The organism is Paraburkholderia sp. JHI869, assembly GCF_038900775.1.
Classification (GTDB): domain Bacteria; phylum Pseudomonadota; class Gammaproteobacteria; order Burkholderiales; family Burkholderiaceae; genus Paraburkholderia.
The window spans coordinates 32,815-45,335 of sequence record NZ_JAYMSC010000007.1; the positions used below are offsets into that span (position 1 = coordinate 32,815).

At 66.4% G+C, this 12,521-nt stretch carries 10 protein-coding genes; 7 read left to right on the top strand and 3 right to left on the bottom strand.

Features of this window, described 5'->3' with window-relative positions:
- Positions 1-11: 11 nt before the first annotated feature.
- On the bottom strand, positions 12-863 hold the full coding sequence (locus VSR72_RS14405; protein WP_342953009.1) for a transporter substrate-binding domain-containing protein: 852 nt from the start codon (positions 861-863) through the stop codon (positions 12-14).
- Positions 864-1,276: 413 nt separating this feature from the next.
- On the opposite strand from VSR72_RS14405, the gene VSR72_RS14410 reads away from it, so the two are divergent.
- Positions 1,277-2,572 (top strand): MFS transporter, encoded by a 1,296-nt coding sequence (locus VSR72_RS14410; RefSeq protein WP_342953010.1) that lies wholly within the window; start codon positions 1,277-1,279, stop codon positions 2,570-2,572.
- A gap of 58 nt (positions 2,573-2,630) precedes the next feature.
- On the top strand, positions 2,631-3,842 hold the full coding sequence (locus VSR72_RS14415) for a M20 aminoacylase family protein (protein ID WP_342953011.1): 1,212 nt from the start codon (positions 2,631-2,633) through the stop codon (positions 3,840-3,842).
- Between the two features lie 14 nt (positions 3,843-3,856).
- On the opposite strand, the gene VSR72_RS14420 is transcribed toward VSR72_RS14415, so the two are convergent.
- The gene (locus VSR72_RS14420; RefSeq protein WP_342953012.1) at positions 3,857-4,591 is read right to left on the bottom strand and encodes a helix-turn-helix domain-containing protein; all 735 of its coding nucleotides are present in this window, start codon (positions 4,589-4,591) and stop codon (positions 3,857-3,859) included.
- A 142-nt stretch (positions 4,592-4,733) separates the two neighbouring features.
- Here VSR72_RS14420 and VSR72_RS14425 point away from each other — a divergent pair, with 142 nt between their 5' ends.
- From VSR72_RS14425 to VSR72_RS14435, 3 genes are all read left to right on the top strand, one after another.
- Positions 4,734-6,173, top strand: a complete 1,440-nt coding sequence (locus VSR72_RS14425) for an MFS transporter (RefSeq protein ID WP_342953013.1) — start codon at positions 4,734-4,736, stop codon at positions 6,171-6,173.
- 133 nt (positions 6,174-6,306) lie between these two features.
- Positions 6,307-6,711 (top strand): DUF302 domain-containing protein, encoded by a 405-nt coding sequence (locus tag VSR72_RS14430; protein WP_342953014.1) that lies wholly within the window; start codon positions 6,307-6,309, stop codon positions 6,709-6,711.
- A 141-nt stretch (positions 6,712-6,852) separates the two neighbouring features.
- Positions 6,853-8,187, top strand: coding sequence for a multidrug efflux MFS transporter (locus VSR72_RS14435; RefSeq protein ID WP_342953015.1), 1,335 nt, complete (start codon positions 6,853-6,855; stop codon positions 8,185-8,187).
- Between the two features lie 134 nt (positions 8,188-8,321).
- On the opposite strand, the gene VSR72_RS14440 is transcribed toward VSR72_RS14435, so the two are convergent.
- Positions 8,322-8,579: a hypothetical protein gene (locus VSR72_RS14440; RefSeq protein WP_342953016.1), complete on the bottom strand. Its 258-nt coding sequence runs from the start codon at positions 8,577-8,579 to the stop codon at positions 8,322-8,324.
- A gap of 626 nt (positions 8,580-9,205) precedes the next feature.
- On the opposite strand from VSR72_RS14440, the gene VSR72_RS14445 reads away from it, so the two are divergent.
- The gene (locus tag VSR72_RS14445) at positions 9,206-10,891 is read left to right on the top strand and encodes an alkaline phosphatase family protein (protein WP_342953231.1); all 1,686 of its coding nucleotides are present in this window, start codon (positions 9,206-9,208) and stop codon (positions 10,889-10,891) included.
- A 247-nt stretch (positions 10,892-11,138) separates the two neighbouring features.
- A complete protein-coding gene (locus tag VSR72_RS14450) occupies positions 11,139-12,509 on the top strand; it encodes a cytochrome c peroxidase (RefSeq protein WP_342953232.1) in 1,371 nt (456 codons plus the stop codon).
- Positions 12,510-12,521: the final 12 nt, after the last annotated feature.

Sequence of the window (12,521 nt, forward strand, 5' to 3'; positions counted from 1 at the left end):
GGATGCGGCGCTTATGGCGTCACGTCGGTCTTGAACCACTTCAGGGCGAGTTTCTTCACGGTGCCGTCGGCGAGCGCCGCCGTGATCGCGGTGTCGAACTTCGCCTTCAGGTCGGCGTCCTGCTTGCGGAAGGCGAGGCCTTCGCCCGGACCCCAGATCGGGCCGGAGATCATCGTGCCGGCGATCACCACGGGCGACTTGTCGGCGTTGGCGGTGTAGTAGGTCACGTCGTCGAACGTGGCGTCGATGCGGCCGTTCGTGAGATCGAGGTCACGCTCGGGTGCGGTCTTGTACACGCGCACCGACGCGACGTCCTTGAAGTTGGCGTTGATGAAGCCCGTATAGACGGTGCCCGACTGGATGCCGATCGTCTTGCCCTTCAGCGCCTTTCGCATCGACTCGATGGCGGGCGCGTTGCTGCGCGAGTCGGCGTCGAGCTTCAGGGGCGTCGTGTTCGGGCCGCCCTTCGGCAGGATCTTCGGATCGGACACGGCGAACGTTGCCGGGGTAGCCGCATAGGGCTTCGAGAAGGCAATGATCTTCTCGCGGTCGGGTGTGATCGAGATCGCATCCATCAGGACATCGAACTTTCCGGCCTGGAGGCCGGGAATCATGCCGTCCCAGTCCTGCGCCACGAGCTTGCACTGAATCTGTGCACGCGCGCACAGGTTTTCGACGAGTTCGGGTTCGAAGCCACCAAGCTTGCCGCCGGGCAGGGTGAGGTTCCAGGGGGCATAGCTGCCGTCGAGCGCGATCGTCACGCTTTTCCATTCCTTCGCGCCGGCACTGCCGCTTCCAAGCAGCGTGACGCCGAGTGCAGCGCCGATCAGCGCTTTTGCCAGCCGGGTGTACTTCGCCTGCATGACCATGCTCCTTTGTCGGTGGGTATCGTGGACCCGTGGGGACGTTCTTGCGTTCGTTCGACTTGCATAGACAAGCATGGAGAGAAAAGAATTTGAGCGCAAGGGAATTTCAGAAATCCGGGCTCATGGATAACCCTGTTAAGCCGCCTGTAATTGCGCTAGATCCGTGCTCTCGCGGTGAGGCATTACGTTGCCGGCTCAGCGTCGAGCGTATTCAATGGGGTGTTTCGTTAATTTGTCTAGTCATGTGAGGGCTGTAACGCAGTGTGCTTACGCGATGGCCGTTGCGTTTCGCTGTGATTCCATCCGGTTATCAAGATGAAAATTTGTGACTTCTTTCAAAAATGAGAGCGGCCTGAATATCGTTCGGCCGGTTCCCATTCCTATCGCTCCACCGCTCGCGGAGATCCGCCATGAATGACGCAACGCTCAGCGCCACCGCCCCGATCGCGCCGCCCGCGGCCACTCGCCAGAGCCAGTTCCGCCTGATCGCCGCGTGCTCGATCGGCAATGCGCTCGAAATGTACGACTTCACGGTCTACAGCTTTTTCGCGCTCCTGATCGGCCGGCTCTTTTTCCCTTCCGACAGTCCTTACGGCTCGCTGCTGCTCGCCGTGGCGACGTTCGGCATCGGTTTCTTCATGCGCCCGCTGGGCGGCCTCGTGATCGGCAGCTACGCCGACCGGCGCGGGCGCAAGGCCGCCATGACGCTGACCATCGCGCTGATGGTGGCGGGCACGCTGTGCATCTCGCTTGCGCCTACCTATGCGCAGGCCGGCGTGATGGGCTCGCTCGTGATCCTCGCGGGGCGGCTCCTGCAGGGCTTCTCGCTCGGCGGTGAAATCGGCGCTTCTACGGCCATGCTGATGGAATCGGGCGAAGTGGGGCAGCGCGGCTTTCGCGTGAGCTGGCAGCTGGGCAGCCAGGGCATCGCGGCGCTCGTCGGCGCGCTCACGGGCGCGGTGCTCTACGCCACGCTCTCGCCGCAGGCGCTGGAGAACTGGGGCTGGCGTCTGCCGTTCCTGGGCGGTCTCCTGATCGCGCCGGTGGGCCTCTATATCCGCGCGAAACTCGACGAAACCCACGAGGCCGAGCCCGACGCACCCAGCCCGCTCGGCACGCTCATGCGCGAGCACGGCGCGAAAGTGGGCCTCGGCATTCTCTCGATCACGGCGGGCACGGTGGGCATGTATCTCGTGGTGTTCTTCATGCCGACCTACATGATCCGCGTGCTCAAGATGCCGCCCTCGCTCTCGCTGCTGTCGGGCTGCGCCACGGGCCTCACGATGCTCGTCGCCTCGCTCGTCTCGGGGCGTCTTGCCGACCGCCTCGCGCGCCGCAAGCGGCTCGTGCTGGGCGCGCTGCTCTTCAACATCGTGGCCATCGTGCCCGCGTTCTGGCTGATGACGCGCATGCCGAGCGTGCCGCTCGTGCTCGCGCTCTCGGTCATGATCACCGCCGCCGCGAATCTCGGCTCCACGCCCATGCTGCTGATGCTGATGGAAATGCTCCCCGCCAATGTGCGTGCGAGCGGCCTTTCGGTCATCTATAGCGTGGGCGTGACGGTGTTCGGCGGCAGCTCGCAGTTCATCGTCACGTGGCTGCTCGCGAAAACCGGTAATCCGCTGTCGCCTGCGATCTACCTCGTCGTTTGCGGGTTCATCTCGCTGTTCGCCATCGGCGCGATTCGCGAGCAGCGCGTCGGCTGACGATGCGTGGTTCGCAGTCTCCCGCCTTTCGATCCATCACACGAATAACGGAATCCTCATGAAACGTGAACCGTCGCTCACCCCGTTCCAGTTGCTGCCCACCTTGCTGCCCGAGATCGAGATCGACGCCGAGACTTTCATCGGCATTCGCCGCCAGATTCATTCGCAGCCCGAACTAGGCTTCGAAGTGGGCGCAACGGCGAAGCTCGTCGCCATGCTGCTGGAGAAGTGGGGTTACGAGGTGCATACCGGCATCGGCAAGAGCGGCGTGGTGGGGCAGCTCAAGGTGGGCGACGGCAAGCGGCGTCTTGGCATTCGCGCCGACATGGACGCACTGCCGATCGTCGAGAACACGGGCCTGCCGTATGCGAGCCAGACGCCCGGCAAAATGCACGCGTGCGGCCACGACGGCCACACGGCCATCCTGCTTGCCGCCGCGAAAACGCTGGCGGAGCGGCGCGATTTCGACGGCACGCTCAACCTGATCTTCCAGCCCGACGAAGAGAACCTGTGCGGCGCGAAGGCGATGATCGAAGACGGCCTCTTCGAGCGCTTTCCGTGCGACGCCGTGTACGCGCTGCACAACATGCCTGGGGTGCCGGCGGGAACGTTCCGCGTGCTGCCGGGGTCGGTGAGCCTTTCATCGGACGTGGCCGACGTGACGCTCAAGGGCGTGGGCGGCCACGGCGCGATGCCGCACCGCGTGAAGGACCCCATCGTGGCCGCGGCGGCGCTCGTGACCGCGCTGCAAACCATCGTGGCGCGCAACGTGGCGCCCGACGAATCCGCGGTGGTGTCCGTGGGCTTCATTCGCGGCGGCGCGACCCACAACGTGATTCCGGAGACGGTCACGCTCGGCCTGAACATCCGCGCGGCGCGCGCCGAAACGCGTGCGCTCGTGGAAGCGCGTGTGCGCGAGATCGTGGCGCTCACGGCACAGGCGCACGGCGTAGAGGCGCTGATCGACTACCGGCAACTCACGCCGCCGATGGTCAACACGCCGGAAGAAACCACGCTCGCGCAGCAGGTCTGCGCGGAGCTGGTGGGCGAGGACAATGTGGTCATGCAGGCGCCCAAGGGCTTGAACGGCAGCGAGGACTTCGCGTGGATGCTGGGCGCGGTGCCGGGTTGCTACCTGCTGCTCGGCAACGGCGAAGGGGAATTCGGCGGCTGCATGGTGCACAACCCCGGCTATGACTTCAACGACAACGTGCTACCGCTTGGCGCGGCGTGCTGGGTTCGGCTCGCGCAGCGGTTTCTCGCGGCGTGACGAGGCGAGATTAGTTAGTCATTCGAATCATCTGCGTGGGCGGCTAGCAATTCGGGTGTCAGGCCCAGCCGCTCGCGCAGATCGATCCAGCCGCGCGGCGTCACTTGCACCGCGCGCGACGCTTTCGCGCGCCGCATCCAGCCGCGCTCGCACAGCAGCGTGAGAAAGGCCACGCCGAGCGGCCCGGCCAGGTGATGCTGGCGTTCGGTCCAGTCGAGACATTGGCGCGCAATGCCATGACGCCCCGGCTTGAGCGCGGCGACGTCGAGACCGAGTTCGCCGAACCACGCCGCGCCCGCGGGCGTCACTGCGAAGCGTTTGTCGGCTTCGGCGGTGATGAGCCCGGTATCCGCGAGGCGCGCCGTTAGCGCTACGCCCACCTGGCCCGCGAGATGGTCGTAGCAGCAGCGCGCGAAGCGCAGGTTCTGCGCCTCGCGGCCAAGCGGCTTGCGTCGCACCGGCGCGTGCGCGCCGACTGTCGCCAGGTTTTCGAGCAAGGTGGCGACCTGGGCGTCCGCGAGCCGGTAGTAGCGGTGGCGGCCTTCCTTTTCTACGGCGAGCAGGCCGCCGTCCAGCAGCTTCGCCAAATGGCTGCTCGCGGTTTGCGCGGTCACGCCGGCCGCGTAAGCCAGTTCCCCGGCGGGCAGGGCGCGGCCGTCGGCGAGCGCCATCAGCATCGCGGCCCGCGCGGGGTCGGCGATCAGAAAGGCCGTGGCGGATACCCTCGGCTGCATGTTCATGCCATTCATGCGTTTCTCCAGGACATACACGTAGCGTAGCGCGCAAGCAGGGTCGCATGTTTCGACACGCATCGAAGCATCGCCCCGGCCGCGCGCCCGATACTGGGCTCGTAACCGGCGGCCAATGCGCGCCGCCGCAGCGGGAGAGCCTATGCAGACGCACAACACGCGCAACACGCGCAACACGCACAGCAGCGAACAGCAACGCCGGGTGCTTTGGGCCACGAGCATCAGTTATGTCGTGGTGATCCTCGATACCTCGATCGTCAATGTCGCGCTGGAGCGCATCGGCGCAAGTCTCGCGGGCGGCGTGTCCGGCCTGCAATGGGTCGTGAACGCTTATACGCTCACGTTCGCGAGCCTGCTGCTCTCGGGCGGCACGCTCGGCGACCGGCTCGGCGCACGTCACGTCTACATGGCCGGGCTCGCGGTCTTCACCGTGGCCTCGGCATTGTGCGGCGCCGCGCCGAGCCTTGCGCTGCTCACGCTCGGGCGTGTGGTGCAGGGTGTGGGTGCGGCATTGCTCGTGCCGGCTTCCATGGCGCTCATCAACGGCGCGTGCACCAACGCGCGCGAGCGCGCCGCCGCGTTCGGCGTCTGGGCTGGCCTCGGCGGCGTCGCGATGGCGGCGGGCCCGTTGCTGGGCGGCGTGCTGATCGGGCTCGTTGGCTGGCGCAGCATCTTTCTCCTCAACGTGCCGGTGTGCCTCGCCGGCATCGTCATGGCCGCGCGCGTGGCGCCGCAGCCACGTTCAGGCGCGCCGCGCCGGCTCGATCTCGCGGGTCAGGCCGCGGCCATCGCGGCGCTCGCGCTGCTCAACGCGGCCATCATCGAGGCGCCTGCACAGGGTTGGCATGCGCCGCTCGTCGCGGGCGGCCTCGCGTTGGCGAGCGCGGCGGCGATCGCATTCGTCGCGCTCGAAAAGCGCCGCGCGCAACCGATGCTACCGCTCGGGTTCTTCCGCGAGCCCGTGTTCAGCGCGGCGGTGCTGGTCTCGATGATTTCGGCGTTCACGTTCTACGGTCTGCTATTCGGCCTCAGCCTGTATTTCCAGCAGGAGCGCGGCTACGCGCCGTTGCGCGCGGGCCTCGCTTTTCTGCCGCTTACCGTGGTGGTGCCGCTCGGCAGTCTGCTTTCGCGGCGCGCGGTAGCGTGGCTCGGGCCGCGCGCACTCGTCGCGCTCGCGTGCCTGCTCGCGGCAGCGGGCTATCTCGGCGCGGCGGCGTGTGGGACGGCGACGCGCTACGACGTGCTGGCCACGCCGTTGCCGGCCATCGGTTTTGCCGCGAGCCTGTGCATGCCCGCAGTCACGGCGGCGCTCATGGCGACGGTCGATCAGGGCCGCGCCGGCATTGCGGCGGGCGTGCTCAACGCCGCGCGGCAGACTGGCTCGGCGTTTGGCGTGGCCGTGGCGGGCGCCATGATCGCAGGGCGCGGGTCGATTGGCACGGGGATGCGTGAGAATCTGCTGATCGCCGCCGTGCTCTCGGCAGGCGCGGCGTGGGTGTGGTGGCGTGCGTGGCCCCGCGACGCGGCGCACGCCGCCCGATCGCACACCCAATCGCACACCCAATCGCACGCCGCGAAGTAGACGCGTGCCGCGAAGCCGTGCACCTGAATCCTCCCCGCGCGCGCCCTGGATCATCCGCTGTGAATTCTGGGATAAAGTGCCGTTGCATGCATCGCGCATTCGCGCGGGCCGTGCGCCAAAGGAGGAGTTTGTCATGGCCGAATACGGGCAACATCCCTCGTCCGTGCTGTCGCTCAAGAGCGCCCACGACTTCGACACGACGATCGCGCGCCTGAAGACCGCGCTGGCCAAGGCGGGTGCGGATATCTTCGCCGACGTCGACCAGCGCGAAGCTGCCGAGACCGCGGGGCTCAACCTGCGCCGCACGCGTCTCATCCTGTTCGGCAACCCGAAGGCAGGCACGCCCGTCATGGCGGCCAACCCGCATGCGGCGGTGGAGTTGCCGCTGCGCATGGTGATCTGGGAAGACAACGAAGGGCACGCGCGGCTTGACTATCGCGACGTTTCGCAGACGCTTGGCCCGCTCTATGGCATCGACACCGAAGTGCTCGTGCCGCTGCAGCGCGTGGTAGGGCTGTTGCAGACCGCCGTGCAATAGACGGCAAGCGCGACTGAACACCTATCTTCGGCGGACGCTTAAAAATTGACAGGCACGGCGCGCTTCGCTTAATGTAGGCCGCTAGCGACTTCACCCGGCAAGCGGGCGAAGCGCGTTGCTCGCCGCTGCCTCAATCCGCCGATGACCTCCCGCGCCGAAGACCCCGACGATCCGCCACGCGATCGCGCCGGGGCGTCCGACTCGACTCCCGCTTCTTCGCCCCCAGGAACGCCTGCCGTTAGCAGCACGAAGCGGGCGCCGCCCGAAGACCCGCACGAAGCCGCTGTCGCGCAGCACTGGCAGCGCAATCTCGCGGTCTGCGTGGTGGGCTCGTTCACGACGCTCGTCGCCATGACGCTGATGCTGCCGTTCCTGCCGCTCTACGTCGAGGAACTGGGCGTGCGCGGTCACGCGGCGATCGTGCAGTGGTCGGGCATTGCGTACAGCGCGACGTTCTTCACGGCTGCGCTCGTTGCGCCCGTGTGGGGGCGACTCGGTGACCGCTACGGCCGCAAGCCCATGCTCGTGCGCGCGAGCCTCGGCATGGCGATCACGATGTCGCTCATCGGCATGTCGCGCAATATCTGGCAGCTCGTCGCGCTGCGTTTGCTCGCGGGTTTCGCGGGCGGCTATTCGTCGGGCGCAACCATCCTCGTCGCCACGCAAACGCCGCGTCACCGTTCGGCATGGGCGCTCGGCGTGCTGTCGTCGGGCGTCATGGCGGGCAATCTCATCGGGCCGCTGCTGGGCGGCTCGCTGCCGCCGCTCATCGGTTTGCGCGCGACGTTCTTGGCCGCGGGTGCCACGATCTTCGCGGCCTTCATTGCGACCTGCGTGTTCGTGAAGGAAGCGCCGCGCCCCCCACGCGTTGCGCACACAGCGCCAAAGGGCGGCTGGTCGGCGCTGCCCGACAAGCGCCCGATCGTCGCCATGCTCGTGACCGGCATGCTGCTGATGCTCGCCAATATGTCGATCGAGCCCATCATCACCGTGTACGTGGCGACGCTCGTGCACGACCCCGCGCGCGTGACCTTCGTCGCGGGCCTCGCGATGTCGGCGGCGGCGCTCGGCAGCATCGTCGCGGCGTCGCGCCTCGGGCGCATGGCAGACCGCGTGGGGCACGCGAAGGTGATCGTCGTGGCGCTGGCGGCCTCGGCATTGCTGCTCGTGCCGCAGGCGTTCGTCACGGCGGGCTGGCAGCTCGTCGCGCTGCGTTTTCTCATGGGCGTGTCGCTCGCGGCGCTGCTGCCGTGCATCGCGACGGTGATCCGTCACAGCGCGCCGGACCATGCGGCGGGCAGCGTGCTCGGCTATTCGGTATCGGCGCAGTTCGCGGGACAGGTGGTCGGACCGTTGATCGGCGGCTTCGTAGGCGGGCATCTGGGCATGCGCGCCGTGTTCCTCGGCACGAGCCTGCTGATGCTGGCGGGCGCGCTGTTTACATGGCGCGCGGTGGGCTTCGCCCGGCGCGCGTGAAGCGGCGGTAAGCCCGCGCGCAGGCGTCGAAGGATTCAATGGCGAGGGCGGCGGATCTTGCGCGCCGCCGCCTCGGGTTCATCGGCGCTCGTTCACCGGCCGTGGTGCAGTGGCCAAAACCCAGCGGCCAAACCTCAGTGGCCAGAAAACACGTCGCAGTCGGGACGCGGCCAGCACATCTTGCCCGTGCGATGGCCCGAAGCGCTGTGCGTATCGGGCGTGCCACCGTACGACATGTCGGTGCTGGCCTGAGCCGAAGCATCGGCGTCATCGGTCATCGTCTGATGCGCGCGCTCCTGCGAAACGGGCTCGTCCTTCGCGCGCGCCGTGCCGGGCGCAACGGCTGCCACGGCCGCCACGCATGTGGCGATCAATGCCAGGCGTAATGTCATATCAACCTCCTTTCTCGAGTTCGTGAGTGCGCCTTCGCGGCGGCGACAGAGTCACTGCGCAATAGCTGCGAAGCGAGTTCGCGGCGAAGGTGCGCGCGAGCGAAAGGCATGGCCTTAAGCCGCACACTCATCTGGAAAGTCGGGATGCCTGCGCGCAGCGCACGGCTGCCGAACGTCTTAGCTCACTGCTCACGAAGGAAGCGCGCCCACGCATTCGGGGGCGGCACAGTGCGGCGCGACGCAAGAAGAAGGGGCGAGCGGGCGCGCAGAGAACATCCGCACTGTGATTTCAGTTATAGCTCGCGCCGCACGGAGTGCAATGGGCTGAACCCCGGCCCTGCGCATGCTCCGAATCCAGGGCCGAATCTGGACTCTCGCACACACGGTCCTTTGCACGATTCTTTCGATTTTGAAATTCGATGAAAGTAATCGGAAATTAAACGGTCGCCGTGTAGTCATGTTGCGATGTTGTAATGCGCTCGCTCTGATGTAAGGCGCATGGGGGCCCGTTCGCAGAATGCACGGGGCCCGCCTGAAGGCGTGGCGGCAGGGCGCACTTGTGCGCGCCGCGTCCGCAGGACTCTAAAAATAAGCAACTCAAACAATCGATGGAGCATAACTACATGTTGTATCGCCGAGCACTACTCGCCCTGCCTTGTGCGGGCCTCGCTGCCGCTCTGTTTGCCTGCGGCAGCAGCAATTCGAATTCGGGGACTTCTGCAGCCGCTGCCGTGTCGGCGCAAGACGCGCTGACGACGGCCACGCCGATCAAGCACCTCGTCGTGATCTACGGCGAGAACGTTTCGTTCGACCACTACTTCGCGACCTACCCGAACGCCACGAACCCGAGCGGCGAGCCGGCCTTCACGGCCGCTTCGGGCACGCCGACGGTCAACGGTCTCACCGCCGCGCTGATCAACTCGAACGGCAACGCGAGCACGACGCTCAACGGCGCGAACGCTGCGGCGCCGTTCCGTCTCGACCGCACGCAGGCCGCGACGGCCGACCAGAACCACGCCTACACGGCCGAGCAGCAGGCCGGCGACAACGGTTTGCTCGACCTGTTCCCGACCTACACGGGTAAGGGCACGAGCGGCGGCGCCGGCGCCTTCGGCACGAAGGGCCAGGTGATGGGCTATTACGACGGCAACACCGTCACGGCGCTGTGGAACTACGCGCAGAAGTTCGCGATGAGCGACAACGCATGGACCACGACCTACGGTCCGTCGACGCCGGGCGCCCTCGAAGTCGTGTCGGGCCAGACCAACGGCCTCGAACTCGTGAACACGTCGAAGCTGCCTTCGACGGTGGCCGTGCCCACGTACTACATCGAAGACGGCGCAGGCGGCCTGACGATGATGGGCGACGTGGACCCGGGCTACGACACGTGCTCGAGCAAGACCGACCAGGGCATGATCAACGCCCAGAACATCGGCGACCTGCTGAACGCGCAGAAGATCACGTGGGGCGGCTTCATGGGCGGCTTCAACCTGCAGACGGTCAACGCCAACGGCACGACGGGCTGCCTGCGCAGCACGGTCGCAACGGCCGTGAACGCGGCGACCGCCGATTACAGCCCGCACCACAACTGGTTCCAGTACTTCAAGACGACGGCGAACCCGCAGCACTTGCGCCCGAGCTCGACGGCGGCCATTGGTTCGACGCTCGAAACGGACGGCAAGACGCTGGACCCGGCCAACCACCAGTACGACTCGGACGACTTCTTCGCGGCTGTGAAGGCGGGCAACTTCCCGTCGGTGAGCTTCCTCAAGGCGCCGGCCGCTCAGGACGCGCACGCGGGCTATTCGGACCCGCTCGACGAGCAGCAGTTCGTGACCAAGGTCGTGAACTTCCTGATGCAGCAGCCGGACTGGAAGAACACGGCGGTCGTCGTGACCTATGACGACTCGGACGGCTGGTACGACCACCAGTACATGGCACCGGTGCATTCGTCGCTGAACGCGGCCGACCAGCTCAACGGCAACAGTGTTTGCGGCACGGGCACGCAGCCCACGGGCATCGCGGGCGCGCCGGTCAACGGCCGCTGCGGTCCGGGCACGCGCATTCCGTTCGTCGTGATCTCGCCGTGGGCGAAGGCCAACTACGTCGACCACACGTTCATCGATCAAGCGTCGGTCGTGCGCTTCATCGAAGACAACTGGCTCGGCGGCGCACGTCTTGGCGGCGGTTCGTTCGATGCAGCCGCGGGTGACATGCGCGGGCTGCTCAACCTTGGCGGTACGGGTAATTTGCCGGTGTTGTATCTCGACGGTACGCAGGGCACGCAGTTGAGCTCCGCGCCGTCGATGTGATCGACGTCCGGCGCGAGGTTCGATCGCCTGCACGCGCGCGGTGCGCGCGTGCAGGGCGGCCGGCCTCGCGCCGTAGTCACGTCGTGTGGCTCTCGCCGCGTTGCACGCCAGCTTCGATGTTCGCTGGGTGCTCGCGGCGTTCGGCTTTTCCTTTTCGTCGTATTACGCACAGAAAGATCGCATCATGTCCGAGCTTTCCACTTCGCCTGGCTCCTCCTCACCCAAACCGCGCAGCGCGGCGAGCCCCATGCGGCTCGTGCTGCGCGCCGCCGCCGCCGTGATCGCGGTCGGCGCACTGGGTTTTTGTGCCTACGCCGTGGCGTTTCCGGCCAACGTGCCCGATGCCGTGGGCGAGGTCGTCGAGAACCTGACCGGCGCGAATCCGCACCCCGTGGTGTTGCAGCGCCCGCCAGTCGCTCCGCTTTCGGCGATGGCGCAGCTCGGCAAGCAGCTTTTCTTCGATCCGGCGCTGTCGGGCTCCGGTCAGCAGTCCTGTGCTTCGTGCCATAGCCCCGATCGTTCCTACGGTCCTCCCAACGGGCATGACGTGCAGATGGGCGGCCTCGCGATGAACCAGCAGGGTTATCGCCCGCCGCCGTCGCTCATGTATCTGTACCGTCAACCGAACTTCAGCATCGGACCCGACCAGGGCGAAGCCGACGACGCGCCGACGGTCGCCCAGCAGGCCACCGCCGCTGCCGACGTCGTGAAGTCGCAGAAAGTAGCGGGCGGCGCATCGACTTCCGTGGAGATGGTGCCGCAGGGCGGCCTCTTCTGGGACGGACGCGCCGACACGCTGCAGCAGCAAGCCTATGGCCCGTTGCTCAATCCCGTGGAAATGGCGAACACGAACATCGAGCAGGTGGCGACGAAGCTCGAAAAGGCGCCGTACGCAAAGCACTTCACGGAACTATTCGGATACCGAATCTTCGGCGACCCGAAGATGGCCGTGGCGGAGGCGATGTTCGCGATCTCGCGCTACCAGGTGGAAGATCAGTCGTTCCATCCGTATAACAGCAAGTACGATCGCTGGCTCGAAGGCCACGCGCGCCTCTCGCAAGCCGAGTTGCGCGGCCTGCGCCTCTTCAACGATCCGAACAAGGCGAACTGTGCGGGCTGCCACCTCTCGAAGCCCGGCCGCGACGGCTTGCCGCCCATGTTCACGGACTACCAGTACGAGGCGCTGGGCGTGCCGCGCAATAACAAGCTCGCGCAGAACAAGGACCCGCACTTCTTCGATCTGGGCGTGTGCGGCCCGTTCCGTTCGGACTTCAAGGACCAGACGCAGTACTGCGGCATGTTCCTCACGCCCACGCTGCGCAACTCGGCCACGCGCACGGTGTTTTTCCATAACGGCGTCTATCACAACCTCGACGACGTGATGGCGTTCTACAACGATCGCAATACGGACCCGGGCAAGTTCTATCCGCGCAGCCCCGACGGCAAGATCGCCAAGTACGACGATATCCCGCCGCAGTTCCAGAAGAACGTGGACGTGACCGATGCGCCGTTCGACCGCAAGTTCGGCGACAAGCCCGCGATGACGCAAAGCGACATTCAGGACATCATCGCGTTCCTGAAGACGCTCAACGACGATCCGGTGACGTCGAAGCAGTGAGCGGGGCGGGGC